Source organism: Ruegeria sp. (assembly GCF_040830605.1).
In the GTDB taxonomy this organism is placed as follows: Bacteria; Pseudomonadota; Alphaproteobacteria; order Rhodobacterales; family Rhodobacteraceae; genus Ruegeria.
In genome coordinates this window covers 521,116-543,678 of sequence record NZ_JBFOMD010000004.1, presented here as the reverse complement: position 1 = coordinate 543,678, position 22,563 = coordinate 521,116, and the positions used below count along the sequence as shown (strand labels likewise).

At 64.2% G+C, this 22,563-nt stretch carries 22 protein-coding genes; 13 read left to right on the top strand and 9 right to left on the bottom strand.

Annotated elements, in window-relative coordinates:
- Positions 1–41: 41 nt before the first annotated feature.
- The 3 genes from lptE to AB3N21_RS09375 all read left to right on the top strand — a co-directional run bounded on the left by lptE (position 42) and on the right by AB3N21_RS09375 (position 2,241).
- Positions 42–539 carry an LPS assembly lipoprotein LptE gene (gene lptE / locus AB3N21_RS09385; protein WP_367934982.1) on the top strand — a complete coding sequence of 166 codons (498 nt, stop codon included), beginning with the start codon at positions 42–44 and terminating at the stop codon, positions 537–539.
- The gene (gene holA / locus AB3N21_RS09380) at positions 536–1,564 is read left to right on the top strand and encodes a DNA polymerase III subunit delta (RefSeq protein ID WP_367934981.1); all 1,029 of its coding nucleotides are present in this window, start codon (positions 536–538) and stop codon (positions 1,562–1,564) included. The genes lptE and holA overlap by 4 nt, the downstream gene beginning before the upstream one ends.
- A gap of 83 nt (positions 1,565–1,647) precedes the next feature.
- Positions 1,648–2,241, top strand: a complete 594-nt coding sequence (locus AB3N21_RS09375; RefSeq protein WP_367934980.1) for a glutathione S-transferase family protein — start codon at positions 1,648–1,650, stop codon at positions 2,239–2,241.
- Between the two features lie 77 nt (positions 2,242–2,318).
- Here the strand turns inward: AB3N21_RS09375 and AB3N21_RS09370 are convergent, their stop codons facing one another.
- Together AB3N21_RS09370 and AB3N21_RS09365 are read right to left on the bottom strand one after the other, a co-directional pair.
- Complete coding sequence (locus tag AB3N21_RS09370; protein WP_367934979.1) at positions 2,319–3,515, bottom strand: TIGR03862 family flavoprotein; 1,197 nt, start codon at positions 3,513–3,515, stop codon at positions 2,319–2,321.
- Complete coding sequence (locus AB3N21_RS09365; protein WP_367934978.1) at positions 3,512–4,834, bottom strand: mechanosensitive ion channel family protein; 1,323 nt, start codon at positions 4,832–4,834, stop codon at positions 3,512–3,514. Before AB3N21_RS09365 ends, AB3N21_RS09370 begins: the two co-directional genes overlap by 4 nt.
- 82 nt (positions 4,835–4,916) lie before the next feature.
- Between AB3N21_RS09365 and AB3N21_RS09360 the strand changes: the two genes are divergently transcribed.
- Positions 4,917–5,207, top strand: a complete 291-nt coding sequence (locus tag AB3N21_RS09360) for an HNH endonuclease (RefSeq protein WP_367935076.1) — start codon at positions 4,917–4,919, stop codon at positions 5,205–5,207.
- On the opposite strand, the gene AB3N21_RS09355 is transcribed toward AB3N21_RS09360, so the two are convergent.
- From AB3N21_RS09355 to AB3N21_RS09345, 3 genes are read right to left on the bottom strand one after another with little or no spacing between them, the layout of a single operon-like run.
- Positions 5,208–5,945 (bottom strand): VOC family protein, encoded by a 738-nt coding sequence (locus AB3N21_RS09355; protein ID WP_367934977.1) that lies wholly within the window; start codon positions 5,943–5,945, stop codon positions 5,208–5,210.
- A complete protein-coding gene (locus tag AB3N21_RS09350) occupies positions 5,942–6,550 on the bottom strand; it encodes an enoyl-CoA hydratase/isomerase family protein (protein ID WP_367934976.1) in 609 nt (202 codons plus the stop codon). Before AB3N21_RS09350 ends, AB3N21_RS09355 begins: the two co-directional genes overlap by 4 nt.
- Positions 6,547–7,296 (bottom strand): SDR family oxidoreductase, encoded by a 750-nt coding sequence (locus AB3N21_RS09345; protein WP_367934975.1) that lies wholly within the window; start codon positions 7,294–7,296, stop codon positions 6,547–6,549. Before AB3N21_RS09345 ends, AB3N21_RS09350 begins: the two co-directional genes overlap by 4 nt.
- A gap of 135 nt (positions 7,297–7,431) precedes the next feature.
- On the opposite strand from AB3N21_RS09345, the gene AB3N21_RS09340 reads away from it, so the two are divergent.
- Positions 7,432–8,955: a DUF2125 domain-containing protein gene (locus tag AB3N21_RS09340; RefSeq protein ID WP_367934974.1), complete on the top strand. Its 1,524-nt coding sequence runs from the start codon at positions 7,432–7,434 to the stop codon at positions 8,953–8,955.
- 75 nt (positions 8,956–9,030) lie between these two features.
- Here the strand turns inward: AB3N21_RS09340 and AB3N21_RS09335 are convergent, their stop codons facing one another.
- A complete protein-coding gene (locus AB3N21_RS09335; protein WP_367934973.1) occupies positions 9,031–9,465 on the bottom strand; it encodes an ion channel in 435 nt (144 codons plus the stop codon).
- Between the two features lie 182 nt (positions 9,466–9,647).
- On the opposite strand from AB3N21_RS09335, the gene AB3N21_RS09330 reads away from it, so the two are divergent.
- From AB3N21_RS09330 to lpxK, 8 genes are all read left to right on the top strand, one after another.
- Positions 9,648–10,295 (top strand): ABC transporter ATP-binding protein, encoded by a 648-nt coding sequence (locus tag AB3N21_RS09330; RefSeq protein ID WP_367935075.1) that lies wholly within the window; start codon positions 9,648–9,650, stop codon positions 10,293–10,295.
- A complete protein-coding gene (locus AB3N21_RS09325) occupies positions 10,292–12,706 on the top strand; it encodes an FtsX-like permease family protein (RefSeq protein WP_367934972.1) in 2,415 nt (804 codons plus the stop codon). The genes AB3N21_RS09330 and AB3N21_RS09325 overlap by 4 nt, the downstream gene beginning before the upstream one ends.
- Positions 12,696–13,730 (top strand): lipocalin-like domain-containing protein, encoded by a 1,035-nt coding sequence (locus AB3N21_RS09320; RefSeq protein WP_367934971.1) that lies wholly within the window; start codon positions 12,696–12,698, stop codon positions 13,728–13,730. Before AB3N21_RS09325 ends, AB3N21_RS09320 begins: the two co-directional genes overlap by 11 nt.
- Positions 13,731–13,884: 154 nt before the next feature.
- Positions 13,885–15,465 carry an ABC transporter substrate-binding protein gene (locus tag AB3N21_RS09315; protein WP_367934970.1) on the top strand — a complete coding sequence of 527 codons (1,581 nt, stop codon included), beginning with the start codon at positions 13,885–13,887 and terminating at the stop codon, positions 15,463–15,465.
- Positions 15,466–15,694: 229 nt separating this feature from the next.
- A complete protein-coding gene (locus AB3N21_RS09310; protein ID WP_367934969.1) occupies positions 15,695–17,041 on the top strand; it encodes a TldD/PmbA family protein in 1,347 nt (448 codons plus the stop codon).
- Positions 17,028–17,840 (top strand): inositol monophosphatase, encoded by an 813-nt coding sequence (locus tag AB3N21_RS09305; protein WP_367934968.1) that lies wholly within the window; start codon positions 17,028–17,030, stop codon positions 17,838–17,840. The genes AB3N21_RS09310 and AB3N21_RS09305 overlap by 14 nt, the downstream gene beginning before the upstream one ends.
- A 199-nt stretch (positions 17,841–18,039) precedes the next feature.
- Positions 18,040–19,275, top strand: a complete 1,236-nt coding sequence (locus tag AB3N21_RS09300; protein ID WP_367934967.1) for a 3-deoxy-D-manno-octulosonic acid transferase — start codon at positions 18,040–18,042, stop codon at positions 19,273–19,275.
- Entirely contained in the window at positions 19,262–20,260 is a 999-nt protein-coding gene (lpxK, locus tag AB3N21_RS09295; protein WP_367934966.1) for a tetraacyldisaccharide 4'-kinase, read from the top strand. The genes AB3N21_RS09300 and lpxK overlap by 14 nt, the downstream gene beginning before the upstream one ends.
- Here lpxK and AB3N21_RS09290 read toward each other — a convergent pair.
- The 3 genes from AB3N21_RS09290 to AB3N21_RS09280 are packed head-to-tail and all read right to left on the bottom strand — an operon-like array spanning position 20,257 to position 22,555.
- Positions 20,257–21,369: a CaiB/BaiF CoA transferase family protein gene (locus AB3N21_RS09290; protein ID WP_367934965.1), complete on the bottom strand. Its 1,113-nt coding sequence runs from the start codon at positions 21,367–21,369 to the stop codon at positions 20,257–20,259. The genes lpxK and AB3N21_RS09290 overlap by 4 nt on opposite strands.
- Positions 21,369–22,034: a DsbA family protein gene (locus AB3N21_RS09285; protein ID WP_367934964.1), complete on the bottom strand. Its 666-nt coding sequence runs from the start codon at positions 22,032–22,034 to the stop codon at positions 21,369–21,371. The genes AB3N21_RS09290 and AB3N21_RS09285 overlap by 1 nt, the downstream gene beginning before the upstream one ends.
- 2 nt (positions 22,035–22,036) lie before the next feature.
- Positions 22,037–22,555 (bottom strand): DUF721 domain-containing protein, encoded by a 519-nt coding sequence (locus AB3N21_RS09280; protein WP_367934963.1) that lies wholly within the window; start codon positions 22,553–22,555, stop codon positions 22,037–22,039.
- Positions 22,556–22,563 lie beyond the last annotated feature (8 nt).

Below are 22,563 nucleotides of genomic sequence, written 5' to 3'. Positions count from 1 at the left end.
TATGCTGCGCTGAACGATCCATGCGGGTGGAGAGAATGCAAATGAACGCAACACGCGTGGTCCGCAGAACTCTGCTGATGCTCCCGCTGGCGCTGGCCGCCTGCGGGTTCGAACCGGTCTATGCCCCCGGAGGCTCGGGCGCAGCGCTGGACGGCAAGGTTCAGGTCTCGGCCCCGAACTCGGTCGAGACGTATCTGCTGGTCCAGAACCTCGAACAGAGGCTGGGGCGCCAGGCGGGATCGGGCGCCGACTATAACCTGAATGTGCGGCTGAACACCTTTCGTCAGGGCCAGGCCATCACCGCGACCAACGAAACCACCCGTTTCACCATTGTCGGGAAGGTCAGATACACCCTGACGCAGATTGGCAATGGCGCGGTGGTTGCCTCCGGTCAGGTGGACAATTTCACCGGCTATTCGGCCACCGGCTCGACCGTGGAAACGCTGGCGGGTGAGCGCGATGCGCGTGAGCGGCTGATGACCATTCTGGCTGATCAGCTCACCACGCAACTGATCGCCACGGTGGACCTGCCCTCATGAAACTCAGCCCGCGCGAGGCGGACGGCTATTTCGCCAAGCCTGACGCGGGCAAGGCCGGGCTGCTGATCTACGGCGCGGATGCGATGCGGGTTGCGCTCAAGCGACAGCAGGTGATCGGTGCGCTGCTGGGAGACGGGGCCGAGGAAGAGATGCGGTTGACCCGTATACCGGGTTCCGATCTGCGTGGCGATCCGGCGCTGCTGCTGGACGCGATCAAGGCGGTCGGGTTCTTTCCCGGACCACGCGCGGCCTTTGTCGAGGATGCTACCGACGCCGCCGCCCCGGCGATTCTGACCGCACTTGAGGATTGGGCGCCGGGCGATGCGCAGATCGTCGTCACGGCGGGGCAACTGAAACCCAGCTCGAAAATCCGCAAGGCGTTCGAGGCGCATCCCAACGCCTATGCGGTGGGTATCTACGACGACCCGCTCTCACGCGCCGAGATCGAGCGGACGCTGGCGCAAGCCGGTATTCAGGCGGTACCCCGCGATTCGATGGCTGCCCTCACCGATCTGGCGGGCGAACTTGGTCCCGGTGATTTCACCCAGACCATCGAGAAACTGGCGCTCTACAAGCGCGGCGACACGTCGGACCTGACGCTGGAAGATATCGACGCCTGCGCCCCGCGCTCGACCGAGGCGGCGTTGGACGATGTGCTGAACGTGGTGGCCGAGGGCCGTCCGGGTGAGATCGGCCCGCTGATCCGCCGCCTGCAGGCGCAGGGCACCAACGCGGTCTCACTGTGCATCGGTGCCACCCGCCATTTCCGAACGCTCTATGCCTGCGCCTCGGACCCCGGCGGCGCGGCCCAGGGCATCGGTAAACTGCGCCCGCCGGTTTACGGCAAGCGCCGCGACCGCGTTCTCCGGCAGGCGCAGGGCTGGGGCGCCCCCAAGCTGGAAACCGCGCTGACGGTGCTGACGGATACCGACCTGCAACTGCGCTCAGCCGGGCAGGTGGCGCCTGCCATGGCGCTGGTCGAACGGGCGATGATCCGGCTGGCGATGCTGGCGCGCTCACGCTAGGGTGACCTGACCGCGCGTTCCACTTGACGCTTGGCCGCATCGCCTCATTCTTCCCTGCGAACGGACCAACAGGGATTGCCATCATGTACAAGGTTTTCGGACGCCTCCAAAGCCGCGCGTCGCGGGTTCTTTGGCTGCTTGAAGAGCTGGAGCAGGAGTATGAATTCGTCGATGTGGGCCCGCATGACCCTCAGGTGCTGGAGGTGAACCCGTCGGGCAAGATCCCGGTGCTCGTGGATGGCGACACGGTGCTGACCGATTCCTGCGCGATCATGACCTATCTGGCTGACAAGCATGGCGCTTTTACCCATCCGGCGGGCACCCCCGAACGCGCCCAGCAGGACTCGATCCTGCTGGCGCTGGTCGATGAGTTCGACGCATTGCTCTGGACGGCAACCCGGCACATGTTCATCCTGCCCGAGGACAAAAGGGTGCCGCAGATCGTCGAGACTTCGAAATGGGAGTTCGACCGGAATTTCCAGCGGATGGGCGAGCGGTTCCGCGGCCCGTTCCTGCAGGGCGACAAGATGACGATTGCCGACATCCTGTGCGGCCATTGCATGAGCTGGGCCAAGGGGTTCGATTTTCCGATGAATTCCGAGACGCTGAGGGCCTATGGCAAGGAGTTGCGCAATCGCCCTGCATTCCAGCGCATGGGCGCTCTGGCGGAGAACTGAGCGAGGCCGTTAGCCAAGGGCAGCCAAGGCGTTTGAAAACCGTTTAAGCCGCTTCCAAGCGGCTTGCTCCCGGTGGGTTACGCCTGCGCGCTGTCCCGCTGACGCAGCCAGCTTGCAGCAGAGCGGCCCGCCCAGCGACCGGTGGCAAAGCAACCGGTCAGCAGGTAGCCACCCGTCGGCGCCTCCCAATCCAGCATCTCTCCAGCGCAGAAGACCCCCGGTAGCGCTTTCAGCATCAGCCCATCGTCAAGCGCCGCGTGCATCACGCCGCCGGCGGTCGAGATTGCCTCGTCCATCGGACGCAGCCCGGCATGGCGCACCGGCACCGCCTTGATCAGCCTTGCCAGATCTGACGCGTCCCGCGGCAGGGGCCGCCCGAACTCCATCAGCAGCGCCAGCCGCCCGGGCCCCAGTTTCAACGCTTTGCGAAGATGGTTCGACAGGCTCGCTTTGCCGCGCGGCGTGGAGAGGCGGCGGGCCACCTCCTCGACCGGCAGGTCGGGCAGCATGTCAACGCACAGCCCCGCACCTTCGCGCACCGCCTTGCAGACCGTGTAAATCCCGCCACCTTCCAGACCCTGTTCCGAGATCACCGCTTCGCCCCGGGTCCGCACACCACCCGCCTCCAGCGCGACATTCTTGAGCGGGTGGCCAAACCGTGGCCGCATGTGCTCCGACCAGTCCACCAGCAGACCCGCATTTGCCGGCGCGAAGGGCGCAAGCTCCACGCCCCGCTCAGCCAACAACTGCGCCCAGGTACCGTCGGAACCAAGCCGGGCCCAGCTCGCCCCACCCAGCGCCAGAACGGTGGCGTCCGCCACAAACCGCTGCACGCCCTCGGGCGTGTCGAACCTCAACGCCTCATCCTCCCAGCCGGTCCAGCGCCAGCGGGTTCGGATTTGGACATCAAGCCTGTTCAACCGCTCCAACCACGCTCGCAGGAGGGGCGAGGCTTTCATCGCCTTGGGAAACACCCGCCCGGTCGAGCCGGTAAACAGCTCCTGCCCCAAGCCGCGCGCCCAGTCCTGAACTGCTTGGGCATCGAAGTCGGCGATCATCGGATGCAGCCAGTTCGCAGCCGCATCGTAGGCGCGCATCAGATCGTCGAACGGTTCGTCCTTGGTCAGGTTCAACCCCGATTTGCCCGCCATCAGGAACTTGCGCGCGACCGAGGGCTTGGCCTCGACCACCAGCACCGAGATACCGGCGCGGGCCAGCTCCTCGGCGGCCATCAGCCCCGCCGGTCCAGCCCCAACCACAACCGCTTGCGTCATCCCGAGCGGGTCTCGATCGAGCCGGAAAGCTCCACCACCCGATGCGGATAGGGGATCTCGATCTCATGCTCTTTCAGCGCGTTCCAGATCAGGAACAGTACATCCGACATGAACTTGTTGCGGCCGTCATCAATCCCTTCGACCCAGAACTCGACCGCGAAATCCACCCCGCTGTCGCCGAATCCGCGCAACTCGCAATCGGGCGGAAACGGCTTGTCCAGCACGCCGGGGTGCTTAGCCACCGCCGCCTCGACCAAAGCAGGCACCTTATTGATGTCGGTGTCGTAACTGACGGAAAACGGCGCCTCATACCGGTTGGCCGAGCCGCTGTCCGAGAAATTGACCACGCGGGTGGTGATGAAATCCTCGTTCGGGACCACGATCCAGCGCCCGTCATAGGTTTCAAGGATCGCCGCGCGGGCGCCCATCTTGACGATAATGCCGGCCTCGCCGCCATCGAGTTCGACATAATCGCCCACTGTCGCTTGCCCTTCCAGCAGCAGGATAAGGCCGGAAATGAAGTTCGATGCGATCTTTTGCAGACCGAAGCCCAGCCCGACACCAATCGCACCGCCGAGAACCGCCAGTGAGGTCAGGCTGATGCCCATGATGTTCATCACCAACAGGAAGGCGACGCCAAATATGCCGATCTCGATGGCCTTGGCAGTCAGTTCGCGCATGGCCGGGCGCATATCCTCCTGCTTTTTCAGGAATTGCGCGGATTGGTCGTTGGACCACCGCCCCAGCCAGAAGATCGCGCCACCCACGACGATGAAGCGCAGCGCGAACAGCAGCGAAAAGGACAGGTTTCCGAGTGGTACGATGGTCTCGTCCAGCTTGGCCATCACCGGTTCCAGCAGGCCCAGGGCATAAAGCGCGGCAACCGGGATCAGGACGTAGCGGCCCAGAAGCTTCATCAGCGGGTCGGTAATGATCTCGCGCACTAGAATGCGGGCGGCGAGGAACAGGAACACGCGCTTGCCAAAGGCAATCACCGCACCCGAGCCAAAGAGCGAGCGGGTGACACTTTCACCAATGCCGGTAAAGGCATAGGCCAGAAGTGGCAGCAGCAGTGGTACGAAAATCAGGATGAACCGGCGCGTCTTGGCCACCGGCCCTTGCTGCTCATCAGGCGGGGTCAGAAGGCGCGTCAGTGGTCCACGCAGCCGCCGCGCCACCAGCAGCGCCGCCAGAAAGGCCACCACCAACAGCGCGAATTGCGACCACGCGGCGGGACTGGACACCCATGACAGCGCGGTGTCACGCAAGCGCAGGGACTGCTCGGTCAGCTCCTGCATAAAATCAAATCCGACTTCCATTGCTCCCTCACGCCAACCCGTTACCATTCGATGCAGTGTCATGTCTGTCTACGACGTGGACGGCAAGAAAAACAGGACCGTGATGACCGAACCGATTTGTCCGCTTTGCGACCGCCCGATCCCCGATGGGTCCGGCAGCCTGCACCATCTGATCCCCAGGCTGAAAGGCGGCAAGGGCGGACCGACGGTGTTGCTACACCAGATCTGCCACAAAGAGGTTCACGCCACGCTGACCGAGACAGAGCTGGCGCGCGACTACAGCACCGTCGAGGCCCTGCGCGCCCATCCCCGGCTGGCAAAATTCCTTGGCTGGGTCCGCAAACGCCCGCCCGGGTTCCGGTCGAAAGTGCCGGGCAAGCGGCGGGTGCGGTGATCAGCCCGGCAGTAGCGGATCACTAAATGCGTCGCTTGTGGCCTCTGTCAAACCTTCGATCTCCATACCGCGATAGTCGGGCGTCGGCACGAAGCTCGCGCCGGGAATGTGCTGGAATTCCAGTGTGGTATAGGGGCGCTTCCACAGCCATTCGCGGTTGTTGGCTGACCACAGATCGGGATCAGGCTGGGTGTCGTCCGTGAAGGCGTAGAAGTGCAGGTCAAAGCCGTAGGGTGCGACTTCTTGAATCGAAAGCAGCCGCATACCCAGCGCTTTGCAGCGCGTCTCCTCCGCCACGATATCGCCGGTGCGCAGTGTGATCTGGCCGATGCGGGCTCCGGCGAAGGGCCGTGCAGCATCGCCCGCACCCTTGGGCCGGTTGCCCTCGAAATCATGTTGCAGCAGCTCGATCACGAACCCCTCGGGATCCGCCAGATGGCACATGTAACCGATATCGAGGAACTGATGCGGGTCGCTGACCTCGACACCCTGTTTGCGCAGATAGTCGGTGGCTAGATCGACATTCGGCAAGGTAATCCCGATTTTCCAATAGCGCTGGCCGCGATCATGGGTATAGGCCCCGCCGCCCGGCATCAGAAGCAGGTCGGCATCGGCGCCGTCATAGCCGACGCGCCAGTTGGCACCCTGAGGCCGCGCCGTCATGCCCAGAACGTCCGTGTAGAACCGGGCCAGTCGCTCGGGATCGGCCACGCGCAGCCGCAATGCTGAAAGTCTCATCGGCACATCTCCGCAATCCCAGCGGCGATCTCGGGCCGCGCGGCCACGCTGTCGGTCACCAGTTCGCGCGCCACCGGCATCAGCGCGTCGGGCTCGACGATGCGGTCCACAAGGCCAAAGCCATAGGCCTCCTGCGCCGTGATTTTTTGGCCCGCCATGAAGATCAGCTTGGTGCGCGCGGGACCGATCAGGGCGGCCATGCGTTTCGGGTCCGAGGGCTGCGGCAGGAAGCCCAGCTTCATCACTGGGTAGAAGAACTTGGCGGCTGGCACGGCGATGCGCAGATCGCAGGCCAACACCATGCCATTCGCGCCACCCGCCAGCGTCCCGTTCAGCGCCGCAACAGTCAGGCAAGGCAGCGCGGCGATGGCGTTCGATAGCCTCTCCCACAGGTCCGAAGTAGCAAGACCCGCCCGCGCCTCGTCCAGATCGGCCCCGGCGCTGAATACGCTGCCAGCCCCAGTCAGGATCAACGCCTTGGCGTCAACCGCGGCCTCAGCGATCCCGGCCAGTTCCGCCAGCATCGCCCCGGTCAGCGAATTGGCCTTGTCGGGACGGTTGAGGGTGACGATCCACAACCCGTCCTCCTCCACCAGATCGATCATGTCAGCCCGGCCCGCTTGCGAATGCCCTCGTCCCGCAGCGAGATTTCGGTGCCCAGGAATTCATCCGCATCCGACGAGCACATCCACAGCAGCGCCTTAGCAGGCCAGTCCGCAGGGATATGAACTTCCCAATCCAGCTGGCTGACCGGGTTGATGCCAGAGGCCTTGATCTCGCGCTGCATCTGGGTGGCAACGGTGCCCGGCGACAGACCCATGGCGCGGATGCCGTGATGCGCCTCTTCCAGATGCACGCAATCGGTCAGCATCGCCGCCCCGGCCTTGGAGGCGCAGTAATGGCTCCATGCCTCAACCGGATTGTGCGCAGCACCGGACGAGATGGTCAGGATCGTCCCCCCTCCGGCGGCGCGCATGACCGGCAGGGCCGCCCGCATCCCGTAGAACACGCCCTTGAGGTTGATGTCGATGACCTGCCCCCACGCTGCCGGGTCCGCGCGCGCGATATGAGCGATGGGCTCAATCGCCCCGGCATTGCCGATCAGCAAGTCCAGACTGCCGAAATGCGAGACACAGGTGGCCACCGCACGCTCGACCTGAGCGTAGTCGCCGACATCGCAGGGCAGCGCCAGAGCGCGCTCTCCGATCTCGGCGGCCAGCGCGGAAATCGCCTGCCCGCTGCGCGCGACCAGGGCCACATTTGCACCGGCTGCGGCAAAAACGCGCCCGGTCTCGGCCCCTATGCCGCGACTGGCGCCGGTGATCAGAACAGTTTTCCCTTGCATATCCATCGTCAAACCCCTGTTGTGACGCCCTTTCCGAAAGTCGTACTTTGCCAAGGGGGAGAAGGTCCAGCCCTTGCCCCCTTGACGCCCGCGCCGCCACACCCGACGATATGTGCGACATTGATCAAGAAGGGTTCCCTTATGTCTGTTTTCCTCCGCCGCAGTTGCGGCGCAGTTATTGCCTACGCCGTTGTTTCTCAGAGTGCCTGGGCCGATCTCACAGCCAATGACGTCTGGGCCGACTGGCAGGCGTATCTGGGCGGGATGGGATATGAGGTTTCCGGCACGGCCAGCACCTCGGGCAACGTGACCACCGTTGCCAATGTGTCCCTCGCGATGGACCTGCCGGAGCAGGACGGCCAGTTCAACATGAACTTCCCCGAAATGACGATGACCGAAAACGGCGATGGCACCGTCAGCATCGGCTTGCCCCCGTCATTCCCGCTGGTGATTGACGGCACTGCCGATGATGAGGTGTTCAAGGCCGCGCTGACCTATTCCCACGACGGTATGACCATGCTTGTTTCGGGCTCGCCCGAGGACATGACCTATGATTATTCGGCAAGCCGGCTTGGCGTGGTGCTCGACTCGGTCGAGGCGGATGGCGAAGCCATTCCATCGGATGTGGTCAAGGTTGCCTTTGACATGACCGGAGTCGCTGGCACGTCCCGCATGGTCATTGGCGAGAACCGCGACGTCGATCAGAGTTTCACCGCCGATAGTCTGACCTACGATATCGCCTTTGACGATCCCGAATCCGACGATCAGGGCAAGTTCAGCGGCAAGATGGACGCGCTGACCTTCAAGGGCGCCGGGATGATACCCATGGGGATCAACGCGGCAGATTATCAGAGCATGATCGAGGCCGGGTTCAACTTTGCAGGTGCGTTCACCTACGGCGCCGGCAGCTCGGACATTTCGGGCACCGGGGATGGCGAGCAGTTTGGAATGCAAAGCAGCTCACAGGGCGGAACGTTCGAGGTTGCTATGGATGCCGACCATATCGGCTATGACATCGCGCAGAACAGTGTCGAGCTGTCTGTCACCTCGCAGGACCTGCCCTTCCCCATCGAGCTGGCAATGGCCCAGGCCGGGATCAAGTTCGATGTTCCGGTGCAAGCCTCGGACGAAGCGCAGCCTTTCGCGTTTGGCATGAACCTGACCGATTTTACCATGTCCGACATCATCTGGGGCATGTTTGATCCTGCCGGCGCGCTACCTCGCGATCCGGCAACCATCGCGCTGGACGCAACAGGTACCGCCAAGGTGCTGGTCGATTTCCTCGACCCGACCGTGGCTGAGACGCTGGATGCAACCGAAGCAGCCCCTGGCGAGCTGGAAACGCTGGCGATCAACCAATTGACCGTGTCGATGGTCGGGGCAAAGCTGACCGGGACCGGCGCATTCGAGTTCGACAATTCCAACCTCGAGGCCTTCGACGGCATGCCCGCGCCCTCGGGTGAGGCGAACCTGCAGCTTGTGGGTGCCAACGCGCTGATCGACAAGCTGATCGGCATGGGCCTGATGTCGGACAGCGACGCCATGGGCGCCCGGATGATGATGGGCATGCTGGCCGTACCGGGCGACTCGCCGGACACATTGAACTCGAAGATCGAGATTAACAAAGAAGGCCACATTTCGGCCAACGGTCAGCGGATCAAATAATCCTAAGCTTAGAAACGAAAGGCCGCCATCCGGCGGCCTTTTTTGTTGCGATGTGACCATTCGGGCCGGATCACTTCAGGACAAAAAACGATTCTCAAACACGCGGGTCATCAGCGCCACCATGTAAGCGGTCGAAAGGCCAAACGCGAGCAAACCGGTGACGGACGCGAAAGCACCGAATATTCTCAGATTCTCGCCTAGCACGATGTCGCCGTATCCCAGTGTAGTGAAGGTCACGAGCGAGAAATAGAGCGCGCTGTTCCAGTCAGGCAGCACCGAACTGAACACCCAGACCATCGCCCATATCCAGACCTGAATGGTGTGGGTCAGCACTATGAACCCCAGCGCAACCGCAATCGGTGAAGCAGTTTGGATGGTGTGGCCCTTGCTCGCCCATTTATCAGCCAGCCGTCGAATGACGAGTGTACACCAGGTCAGCATCACGATTTCGATCACGAAACACAGGCCCAGATACATGCTGCCCCAGAGAATTTGTTGTGACAGTGTCATGCGACCGGCCTCATCTGCTGCTCGATTGAAGTTTGCGCTCAGAATGGACGGAGGTTTCGCGAGGAACAAGCCCACAGGGTTGCTCCCGCAGCGGCTGCGGCGAATGGCTCCGCTGTCGGATCCGCGCTGGACACTTCTGCGGCTTGGTCCACATTGTGGCTCCACCAAATATCGAGGGCCGGATGCTGCTGACCATCGACCATGTGCACAAGACCTACCCCGGTGGCCGACCGGTGTTACAGGATGTGTCTTTGACGTTGAAGGCCGGGCAGACGCTGGCGCTAACCGGCGAAAGCGGCAGCGGCAAGAGCACGCTTCTAAACCTCGCCGCCGCACTGGACGGTTTTGACGCGGGCGAGATCACCTTGGACGGTGTGGCGCTCTCGACGCTAGATGATGCAGGCCAGGCCACGTTGCGGCGGGATCGGGTGGCGCTGGTGTTTCAGCAGTTCAACCTGATCCCCTCGCTGACGGTGGCCCAGAACCTGGCCTTTCACGCGCGTCTGGCGGGGCGGCTGGACACCGGCTGGCTGGCCAAGCTGACCGACCGGCTGGGCCTTTCCGATCTGCAATCGCGGTATCCAGAACACCTCTCGGGCGGCCAACAGCAGAGGGTGGCGATCGGACGGGCGCTGGCGGTGCGGCCCAAGCTGCTGCTGGCGGATGAGCCCACCGGCAATCTGGATGAAACCGCCAGTGCTTCGGTGCTGAGCCTGATGCTGGATCTGGTCAAAGCCTCGGGCGCGGCGCTGCTGCTGGTCACCCACTCGCCCGAAATCGCCGCTCAACTCGACCGGCGCGCGCATCTGGCGGGCGGGCGGATCGCATGATCCGGCCTGCTGTCCAGGCGCTCTGGTCGCATTGGCGGCGCCACAAGGTGCAACTTATCACCCTGCTGTGCGGTCTGGCGCTGGCCACCGCTCTCTGGTCCGCCGTGCAGGCGATCAATGCCGAAGCGCGCGCCAGCTATGCCCGCGCCAATGCACAGCTTGCGGCCGGCCAGTTGGACGAGTTGCACGCGCCCGGAAGCAGCATCCCCCTGTCCCGCTACGTCGACTTGCGGCGCGCCGGGTGGCAGCTGGCGGCGGTGCTGGAGGGGCGCTTGCGGGTCGGCGGGCGCAGCCTGCGGCTGATGGGGGTGGACCTGCTGAGCTATCCCCCGCTGCCCGCCATCGAAGAGGCTGAGCGCGATAAAGCACCTCCCGATCCGGAAGATGTCCTGACCGCACCGGGGCGGTTGTTTGCCCGCTCCGAGCTTGCGCCCTTGCTGGCCGCGCAAGCCGATCTGCCGCCGGTGATCGCAAGCCAAGCGGTGCCGCCGGATCTGATCCTGACCGATATCGGCGTGGCCGAGCGCCTGTTGAACAAGCCCGGTCTGATCACGCGGCTGGTAGTCCTGCCGGATCAGCCCAAGGGCCTGACGCCGCTCACCGAATTGGCGCCCGAGCTGCAACGCAAACACCCCGAAGCGGCAACCGACACCGCGCGCCTGACCGACAGTTTCCACCTCAACCTGACGGCCTTCGGTTTGCTCTCGTTTGCCGTGGGGCTGTTCATCGTGCATGGCACCGTGGGGCTGGCGATGGCGCAGCGGCGGGGCATGATCCGCACCCTGCGGGCACTGGGCGTAACATTACGGCTGCTGACTTGGTTGATACTAGCCGAGCTGCTGCTGCTGGCACTGCTCGGAGGCGCCATTGGCCTGATCCTGGGATATCTGCTGGCTGGGGCGCTGTTGCCCGATGTGGCGGCGACCCTGCGCGGGCTCTACGGCGCGCCGGTCGATGGACAACTGGCGCTGCGCCCGGCCTGGGTGGCCTCAGGGCTGGCGATGGCGGTGGGCGGCACACTGATCGCTAGCGCACAGGCGCTCTGGCGCCTGTCGCGGATGCCGCTGCTGGCCGCCCCCGGCACGCAGGCGTGGCGGATGCAGGCGGGGTCCGCGCTGGTCGGGACCGCCACCGGCTGTGCCTTGATCGCGGGCGGGATCATGGCCGTGCTTCTGTTCGACGGGCTGGTGGCCGGCTTTGCGTTTCTGGGTGGGTTGCTGATGGGGGCAGCGCTGCTGTTGCCGCCACTTCTGTCGCTCATATTGCGTCTCTGCGGCGCGCGCGCGCGGGCTCCGCTGGCGCAGTGGGTCTGGGCGGATATGCGGGCACAACTGCCGGGGCTGTCGTTGGCGCTGATGGCGTTGCTGCTGGCGCTGGCGGCCAATGTCGGGGTGGGCACCATGGTGTCGAGTTTCCGACTGACCTTCACCGGCTGGCTGGATCAGCGCCTGACCTCCGAGCTGTACATCACCGCACGGGACGACCAGCAGGGCGCAGAGATCGCGGGCTGGCTCAGCCAACGCGCCGATGCCGTTCTGCCGATCCGGCGAACCGAGTTGGCGCATGAAACCGGGCCATTGTTTCTTTACGGCATTGTCGATCATTTCACTTATCGCGAGAATTGGCCACTGATCGCATCGGACCGGGATGTCTGGGACCGGGTTAACGCTGGAGAAGCCATTCTGATCAACGAGCAACTTGCGCGCCGCGCCAATCTCTGGCCCGGCGACCGGCTGACCGTGCTGCCGGAGTGGGAATTGCCGATTGCCGGGGTCTATTCGGATTACGGCAACCCGACGGGCCAAGCCATCGTCTCGGTGGAGGTTCTGGCCACGCATGTCCCCGGCACCCCCAATCGCCGCTTCGGTGTCCGGATCGCGCCCGAAAGAGCCTCGGAGCTGGCGAATGAATTGCGCGACCGGTTCGACCTGCCGCCCGGAGCGGTGATCCATCAGGCCGCGCTCAAGGCGCAGTCGATGGTGATTTTCGAAAAGACCTTTGTGGTGACCGCTGCGCTCAATATCCTGACGCTAGGCGTGGCCAGCTTTGCCATCCTGACCAGCCTGCTGACGCTTTGGACCCAGCGCCTGCCGCAACTGGCGCCGGTCTGGGCGCTGGGGCTGACACGGGCGCAACTGGCGCGGCTGGAACTGCTGCGCAGCGTGCTGCTGGCGGCGCTGACTGCGCTGCTGGCGCTGCCGTTGGGGTTGCTGCTGGCCTGGGCGTTGCTGGCGGTGATCAATGTCGAGGCGTTCGGGTGGCGGTTGCCGATGTATCTGTTCCCACTGGATTGGGTCCGGCTGCTTGTGCTGGCCCTGTTAGCCGCCGCTCTGGCGGCCGCGATACCGGCGCTCCGGCTGCGGCGCCTGCCGCCCTCGGACCTGCTGAGAGTGTTTGCCAATGAACGTTAAGGCCCTCACTCTGCTCTTGTTTTTGCCGGTCGCCGCGATGGCGCAGGGCTTTGCCGGATTGGGCACCGGGGCCGAGGGCTTTGCCGTCCCGCAACGCGGTTACGAGTTCGACTTTCCCGCCGATCACGGCCCCCACCCGGCGTTCCGCATCGAGTGGTGGTATGTGACCGCGACGCTCACTGGCGAGGATGGCCGGGACTACGGCATCCAGTGGACTCTGTTCCGCTCGGCGCTGAAACCGCATGAGGCCGAGGGCTGGCAGAGCCCGCAGCTCTGGATGGGCCACGCCGCCGTCACCACGCCTGACCATCACCGCTTTGCCGAGCGCATGTCGCGCGGCGGGATCGGACAGGCGGGCGTTACCGCCGCGCCATTTTCGGCCTGGATCGACGACTGGCAAATGGCGGGACCGGATTTCGACAACCTAACGCTCACCGCCCGTGGCGCCGATTTCAGCTATGACCTGTCATTGACAGCCGAAGGGCCACTGATCTTTCACGGCGACGACGGGTTTTCGGTGAAATCGGCGGATGGGCAGGCCAGCCACTACTACTCGCAGCCCGCTTATGTGGTGTCCGGCACGCTGCATTTGCCCGAGGGCGATATCTTGGTGACCGGTCAGGCCTGGCTGGACCGCGAATGGTCCTCGCAACCCTTGTCCGAGGATCAGACCGGCTGGGACTGGTTCTCGCTGAGCTTCGACACCGGTGCGCGGTTGATGGCGTTCCAGCTGCGCGGCGGCCGCGGGGATTTCACCTCGGCCACCTGGATTGCAGCTGACGGTTCGACCACGGCGCTGCCCGATGGGGCCATTATGGCCGAACCGCTTGAGCAAACCGATCTGGAAACCCGCCGCATTCCGACCAAGTGGCGGCTGGAAGTGCCCGCCTACGATGTGGATGTCACCGTCTCGGCCCTTAACCAACGCGCTTGGATGGGCACCCGGTTTCCCTATTGGGAGGGCCCGGTTCACATAACAGGCAGCCATACCGGGCGCGGATATCTCGAGATGACCGGATATTGACCGGGAACCCGCGCACTGAGGTGACGCTAGGGCAATTCCACCTCAACTGTTGCAATACGTGCAAAGGCCCGAAAAGATACGCGCCATGATGGCTGGCAACACAGCCGACCGTCTCTCAGGAGACGGGAGAACAACAAAACTGGGAGAGAAATACATGACTTTCAAACATCTTCTGCTGGCGGCCAGCGCCACCGCGCTGATGGCCGCCGGAGCCTCGGCCGAGACGATCCGCTGGGCGCGCGCGGGTGACGCGCTGACGCTGGATCCGCATGCGCAGAACGAAGGCCCGACCTCTGCGCTGGCGCACCAGATCATGGAGCCGCTGGTGATGCGCGACATGACCGGCGCGATGGTACCGGCGCTGGCCACCGAATGGGGCCCGTCGGAAGAGAACCCGAATATCTGGGTGTTCAAGCTGCGCGAGGGCGTCACCTTTCATGACGGTGCCGAATTCGACAGCGAAGACGTAGTGTTCTCGCTCAACCGCGCGATGACGCCGGATTCGGATTACAAGGAGCTGCTGGCCTCGGTGAAAGAGGTGCGCGCGGCGGACAAGTATACCGTCGAGATCGAGACCAACGGGCCAAACCCGATCATGCCCAACAACCTCACCAACATGTTCATGATGGACAAGACCTGGGCCGAGGCAAATGGCGCGGTCAAGGTGCAGGACTATGAGGGCGGCGAGGACACGTTTGCCGCCAAGAACGCCAACGGCACCGGACCGTACAAGCTGGTCAGCCGCGAACCGGACGTAAAAACCGTCCTGACGATGAACGAGAGCTACTGGGGCAAAGACGAGTTCCCGATGGCGGTGACCGAGATCATCTACACTCCGATCCAGAACGCCGCGACCCGAGTTGCCGCGCTCTTGTCGGGTGAGGTGGACTTCATCCAGGACGTGCCGGTTCAGGATCTGGGCCGCGTGGCCGGGGCCGACGGTCTGGATGTGCGCACCGCACCGCAGAACCGGGTGATCTTTTTCGGCATGAACCAGGGCGATGAGGATCTGGCCAACGACAATGTCGACGGCAAGAACCCCCTTGCGGATGTCCGCGTGCGTCAGGCCATGTCGATGGCGATCAACCGCGATGCCATCAAGCAGGTGGTGATGCGCGGCCAGTCGCAGCCTGCGGGCATGATCTCGCCCCCGTTTGTCAACGGCTGGGACGAGGCGATGGACAGCTCGTCCAAGACCGACATCGCCGCCGCCAAGGGGCTGATGGAGGAAGCGGGCTATGGCGACGGGTTCTCAATCCAGCTCGACTGCCCGAACGACCGCTACATCAATGACGAGGCGATCTGTCAGGCCGCCGTCGGCATGCTGGCGCAGATCGGGGTCACGGTTAATCTGGACGCCAAGCCCAAGGCGCAGCACTTCCCGTTGATCAACAACCTCGAGACCGATTTCTACATGCTGGGCTGGGGTGTTCCGACCTACGACTCGGAATACATCTTCAACTTCCTGGCCCATACCAAGGGTGAGAAATACGGCTCGTGGAATGGCACCCGCTTCTCGAACCCCGATCTCGACGCCAAGATCGAGGCGCTGGCATCCGAGACCAACCTGCCCAAGCGCGACGAGATGATCGCGGAGATCTGGCAGGTGGTGCAGGACGAACAGCTTTACATCCCGATCCACCATCAGGTGCTCAACTGGGGCATGAAGTCGAACGTGGGTACCATCGTGGCGCCGGACGACACCGCCAAGTTCAAGTATTTCACCATGAACTGAACCTGATCATAGGCAAGTAAGAATGGGCGGCGCAGGTGCCGCCCATTTTGGTTTTCGGCCACGCAGCATCGGTCTGTCGCTGGCAGCCGAGTTCCCGCGCCATGTCGCGCACTGCTTTTGCCGCAGCTGAACAAGATGAGTGCGCCTGACCTCACCATTCTTTTCAGGTCCGGGGGCTTGCAGGACGGATGAGGCACGGCTAGGTCCAAATCAAGGAAACGGAGGCCCCATGACCCGGACACCGGAAGAGATCAGCCAAGCCCTGCTGGACGCCGCCCGCAAGGTGGGGGCCGAGGCCGCCGATGCGATCGTTATCGAAGGGTCATCCGTTTCGGTCGAGGTGCGCGGCGGGGCGTTGGAACATGCCGAACGATCCGAGGGCACCGATCTGGGGCTGCGGGTGTTGCTGGGCAAGCGGCAGGCCATCGTGTCCAGTTCGGACAGCCGTCCCGACACGCTGACATCCATGGCCGAGCGAGCCGTGGCGATGGCCAGGGAGGCGCCCGAGGACCCGTTTGCCGGGTTGGCCGCTACGGATCAACTAGCCGGGGACTGGGACGCGGACGCGCTGGAACTGTTCGACGCCTCCCCCGAACCCTCCGCCGAGGCGCTGATGCAGGATGCGCTGACCGCCGAGGCCGAAGCCATGGCGGTCGAGGGGGTAACGCAGGTGTCTGACGCCGCAGCGGGCTATGGCATCCATCGGGTCCATCTGGCCGCCACCAACGGGTTTTCCGGCGGGTATGCCCGCACCAGCCGCTCGGTATCCTGCGTGGCGATCTCGGGCACTGGCACCAGCATGGAGCGCGACTATGACGGTGACAGCCGTACCTTTCAGTCGGATCTGCGCGGCGCTGCCGAGATCGGGCGGACGGCGGGCGAACGGGCAACGCAACTGGTCGGTGCCCGGCAGCCGGCGACCGGCAGCTTTCCGGTTCTGTTCGACGAACGCATTTCCTCTTCGCTGATCGGTCATCTGGTGGCCGCCGCCAACGGCGCGGCGATTGCGCGCGGCGCCTCGTGGCTCAAGGACAGACTGGGCGAACAGGTACTGCCCGAGCATCTGTCGTTGATCGAAGACCCGCATCGCCCACGCATCGCCGGCTCGCGCCCGTTCGATGCCGAGGGGCTGCCGACCCGCCGCCGCGCCATTGTCGAGAACGGGGTTCTGACCGGCTGGACGCTGGATCTGTCCAGCGCCCGCAAGCTTGAGATGACCTCGACCGGCAACGCGGCGCGCAGCGTGTCCGCCCCGCCCTCGCCCAGCAACTGGAACCTCGGCCTGACGCAGGGCGATAAAAGCCGCGCGGACCTGCTGCGGGACATGGGCACCGGGCTGCTGGTCACCTCGATGATCGGCTCGACCATCAATCCCAATACCGGCGACTATTCGCGGGGCGCCTCGGGGTTCTGGGTCGAGAATGGCGAGATCACTCATCCGGTCAACGAATGCACCATCGCGGGCAATCTACGCGACATGCTGAAACGGATCCTCCCGGCGAACGATGCGCGCACCTATCTCTCGCGCGTCGTCCCCTCGCTGTTGATCGAAGGGATGACCCTTGCCGGCAACTGACCTGCCCCTGCTCATCGACGCCGCACTCGAGGCCGGGCGCATCGCCACAAGGTACTCGGGGCGCACGGCGCAGCGCTGGGACAAGCCCGAGGGCGCGGGGCCGGTGACCGAGGCAGATCTGGCGGTCAACGCCATGCTCGAAACCCGGCTGCCCGGCGCCCGCCCTGGCTATGGCTGGCTGAGTGAAGAGACCGAGGACAGTACCGATCGGCTGGCTTGTGAGAGGGTGTTCATCGTCGACCCCATCGACGGCACCCGCAGCTTTGCCGAAGGATCCCGCACATGGGCGCATTCGCTGGCGGTGGCGCAGGGCGGTATCGTGACAGCGGCCGTAATCTATCTGCCGCAACGCGACCTGCTCTATGCCGCCGCCACCGGCCAGGGTGCCACGCTGAACGGCGAACCGATCAAGGTCTCGCAGAAAGCGACGCTGGCTGAGGCCGAGATACTGGCCGCAAAACCCAACCTGGACCCACGACATTGGCGGCAGGGCAGCGCGCCGGATTTCGCGCGCGCGTATCGCCCGTCACTGGCCTATCGCATGGCGCTTGTGGGACAGGGGCGGTTCGACGGAATGCTGACCCTGCGCCCCAGTTGGGAATGGGATATCGCCGCCGGCGACCTGATCCTGCGTGAGGCGTTGGGACGGTGCACGGATCGCACCGGGCAGCCCCTTCGGTTCAACAATCCACACCCCCGGCTGAACGGGATCGTCGCTGCGGGAACGCGCGTGCACCAGCAGTTGAGCGACGCGCTTGACCCTGCTGGAACCGGCATTCCCGGAACCGCAAAAACTTGACCTCGTTAATGAAAACCGTAGGTTGCCGGCAACCCCGCACTCCTGCGGGACTGGAAGGAGCGATCATTGACCCATCGCGCGCACCCTGCCCTTGACGGCACGTGCGACGCCCCGCTTGCGGGCACCGATGGAGGTACGCTTGCCGACGGCCAGAAGGCCGGGCTCACCTCGAACGCCCAGACAGAGGCAGGCTGATCCCGTGGCGCGGTCTCGCTCACTCAGCCTCGCGGCCTACCGCGTGTTGTCGTGGCGCGGCGCGCCTCAAAACGGCGATGGGGCGCCGCAACGACCCGATGGAGAGCTTCTGTGGGTGCATGTCAGCGAGCGCGAGCGTCTTGCGCCGTTGAACGACCTGTGCCGCCGCCTGCTGGCGCAACGGGCAGAGCTCTCGGTGCTGTTGACCGGGCCCTCCGACGCCGACTTGGGCGAGTGGGGCGAAAGCTGCTCACCCTTGGTTCCGCTGCCGCAGGACAACGCAGGCGCCGTGCGCGGGTTTCTCGATCATTGGCGGCCCGAAATGGGGCTATGGTCCGGTGCGGGTCTGTTGCCCAACCTGATTTCAGACGCGGCGGGCCGGGATATCCCGATGGTGCTGCTTGAAGTCGATACACAGGAACTGGTCCCGCATAAGCCACGCTGGCTGCCCGATCTGCCTCGACAAACGTTGGAGTGTTTCGAATCCATTCTGGTCACGAATGACGAAACCGCCCGGCAGATCCGGCGGCTAGGCGTGATGTATGCCAAGGTCGCGATTTCGGCGCGTCTGCGCGTCAGCTCGAACCCCGCCCCGTGGCCCGAGGACGAATTGATCGAAACCAATCACGCGCTTGCAGGCCGGCCCGTATGGCTGGCCGCCTGGGTTCAGGACAAAGAGTTCATATCGGTCCTGACCGCTCATCGTCATGCATTGCGGCTGCTCCATCGGATGGTGCTGATCCTTCATGTCGCCGACGGCGCCGAGGCTGATCCGCTGCGCAAGAGGCTCGAGACAATGGATTTGCGTTGCGCCAATTGGGATGCCGGCGATGAGATCGAGGACACCACGCAGGTGATCCTGACCGCCTACCCCGAGGACTTGGGCCTATGGTACCGGGTGTCGCCTCTGACCTTCGTCGGCAGTTCACTGGAACCCGGCCCCGGCGGCAAGGATCCGCTAGTGGCGGTGGCTTTGGGCTCGGCGGTGATCCACGGACCCAATGTTGGCGAGCATGCGGACATATACAAGCGGTTGGCCGATGCCGGAGCGGCGCGTCAGGTCCGAACCGCCGAAGAGTTGGGCAAGGGCGTGGTCGAGCTGCTGTCGCCCGATCAGGCGGCCAGCGTGGCTCTGGCGGGCTGGCAAGTGGTCAGCGAGGGCGCGCAACTGACCGATCAGCTGATCGACATGGTGCAGGACCGGCTGGACAGGCGGAGGGCCGAACATGCGGGCACCTGAGTTCTGGCATACCGGCCCGGACCGCCTGGACTGGCGCGCCCGGCTGTTGTCACCACTGGGCAAGATCTACGCCCGTGCCACGGCTCGGCGGCTGGCTTCGGGCGCCGAGTTCCGGGCGCAGGTGCCGGTGATCTGCGTCGGTAACCTGAACGCAGGTGGCACCGGCAAGACCCCCACGGCGATATGGGTGGTGGAACAGCTGCGCGGCGCCGGGCACGAGCCGCATGTGGTCACACGCGGCTATGGCGGTTCGCTCGACGGGCCGGTGCAGGTCGATCCAGGGCGACACAAGGCCGACCAGGTGGGCGACGAGCCGCTGCTGCTGGCCGCCTTTGCCGAGGTCTGGGTCGCCAAGGATCGGGCCGCCGGTGCGCGTGCGGCGGCACAGGGCGGGGCGACTGTGATCGTGTTGGATGACGGGTTTCAGAATCCTGCCGTGGCCAAGGATTTCTCGCTAATCGTGGTGGATGCGGGCCAGGGTTTCGGCAACGGGCTGTGCCTGCCCGCCGGACCGTTGCGCGAGCCTGTCGATATCGGGTTGCGGCGGGCGCATCTGGTGCTATCGCTAGGGGACGAGGACGCGCAATGCGTGTTTTCTGATGCCTGGGGCGTGCGGTTGACCGTGCCTCACTCCACTGGTGAGGTGCGAGCCCTGCAGACCGGGATGGACTGGAGCAGCACGCCGGTTTTGGCATTCGCAGGCATCGGCAACCCGGCCAAGTTCTTTCGTACCTTGCGCCAGCAGGGCGCCAACGTGCTGCGGGCCGAGGCGCTGGACGATCACCAGCCGCTGACGACCGCATTGATGACCCGGCTGGAGAATGAAGCGAAGTTGCTTGGCGCGCAAATGGTGACGACCGAGAAGGACGCGGTGCGCCTGCCACCCGCATTCCGCAGCAAGGTGATCACCCTGCCGGTGCGACTGCATGTGCCCGAGGCCGAAAAAGTGCGCGCGATGATGCTGGCGGCCGCCCCTGCGCCCTAACCGTCTTCGCCCAGCTTCGGCGCGGGCCTGTGCAGGGCCAGCTCCGCATCGGAAAACACAAATGGCGAGCGCACGCCCGGCACCCCGTCCAGCTCAATCTGCATCCCGCGTGCCACGACCTGCGGATCGGCCATCACTTCGTCCAGTGTGTTGATCGGCCCGGCGGGGATACCCTGCGCCTCGCAGGCGGCGAGCAGATCGGCCTTGGCCCATTGCGCCGTCGCCCCGTTCAGCCGCGCGATCATCACCCGGCGGTTGGCCAGCCGGTCCTTGTTGCGCAAAAACTCGGGCGCCTCGGCCATGTCATCGAGGCCCAGCACCCGGCAGAGCCGCTGATACTGTCGATCATTGCCGGTGGCGATGATGATATGCCCGTCGGCGCAGTCAAAGACCTGATAGGGCGCAAGGTTCACATGGGCGTTGCCCATTCGCTCGGGCGCCTTGCCGGTGGTCAGGTAGTTCAGCGCCTGATTTGCGGTGACAGCCACCGCTACGTCCAGCAGCGCCATATCCACATGCTGTCCGCGCCCAGTACTCTCACGCTGATGCAGCGCCGCCAGAACGCCCGTAACCGCGTATATACCGGTAAAGACATCGGTGATCGCCACACCTGCCTTTTGCGGCTGGCCATCGGGCTCACCGGTGATCGACATCAGCCCGGACATGCCCTGAATGATGAAATCATAGCCCGCACGGTGGGCATAAGGCCCGGTCTGACCGAACCCGGTGATCGAGCAGTAGATGAGGCGCGGGTTGACCCGTTTCAGGCTGTCATAGTCCAGCCCGTATTTCTTCAGGCCGCCGACCTTGAAGTTCTCGATCAGGATATCGGCATCCGCCACCAGCTCGCGCACCTGCGCCTGCCCTTCGGGGGTCGAAAAATCCACTGTGATCGAGGCCTTGCCCCGATTGGCCGAATGGTAATACGCGGCCGAAACATCTTCGCCCCGCGTCACAAACGGAGGGCCCCAGGCGCGGGTGTCATCGCCTGCGGGCGATTCCACCTTGATGACCTCGGCGCCCAGATCGGCAAAAGTCTGGCCGGCCCAGGGGCCAGCCAGAATACGTGCCAGTTCGATGACTTTCAGACCGGCAAGCGGTGCCGTCATCAGCTACCCAGTTCCGCTTCGATCAGTTTCTTGAATTCGGCATAAGACTGGTTATCCACTTTCTTGCCGTTCATCACGAAGCTGGGCGTCGCGTTGATCCCATCACGCTCGGCGTTTTCCTGATACCAGGCGACCAGCGTCTGCGCCCGTGTAGCGTCCTGCAGACAGGCATCCAGCTGCTCGTTGCTGATCCCGGCCTTCAGGCCGATCTTGCGCAACGCAGCCACGATCTCGGACGGACCGCCCGCGCGCGCCCAGTTGGACTGTTCCTTGAAGATCAGGTCCGTCAGGCCAAAGAACTTGTCCGGCCCGGTGCAGCGCGCCACCATCGAGGCCCACAGCCCGTAGCGATCAAAGTAGACCTCACGGTAGACGAATTTGACCTTGCCGGTGTCGATGAAATCCTTCTTGAGCTGCTTGTACGGCCCCTCATGGAAGGACGCGCAATGCGGGCAGGTGAACGAGGCGTATTCGACGATCTCGACCGGCGCGTCCTTGGCACCCTGCACCATCTCGACGATGGTTGAAGTGTCGATATCGGCCTCCTGCGCCTCGGCACTGCCGATCAGCGGATTGGCAGGCGTGTTCGAGGGCGACTGCGTCAGCCAGTAGGCGCCTGCGGCCATGGCGACGGCCGCACAGATTACGGTTGCAAAACGGGTCATTCTCAGCCCTTTCTCAGCGTTTTTTGCTTGGATAAAACGTTGCGGCCCAGACGTTCAAGGGCAGAGCGCAGATCGGTGTCGTGCACGTCTCCGGCGGCCTTGCTCGCCTCGGCGGCAATTTCGGGTGCGATTTCGGGTTTTGCCGGTTTCGGCTTGTGTTCGAAACTGGCCTGCCCCTCGGCAAATCCGGTCGGAGCGGTCTGGGTAATGCGCACGCGGCTGATGGCGTTATAGCCGTAGACGGCGTTCACCTTGGCGCGTAGCTGTTCCTTCTGCATTTCCAGCATCGGCGCCTGCGGCCCAGTGGTCAGCACGGTCAGCGTGGCCCCGAACCCGCTGCGCCCATAGCCCACGTTGACGGGCCGCGCGATGGCGGCGATGTCCTGCCCCACGACCTCTGCCCAGTGTGTCAGCAAACGCGACACGGCAAAGCCCCTGCTTTCCCCGGCGCGCCGGATCTGGTCGTTAAGCAACGTCGCGGTGCGTTTGAACCCGCGGGTTGTGGAACGTCTCGGCGGCATCTGGTTTC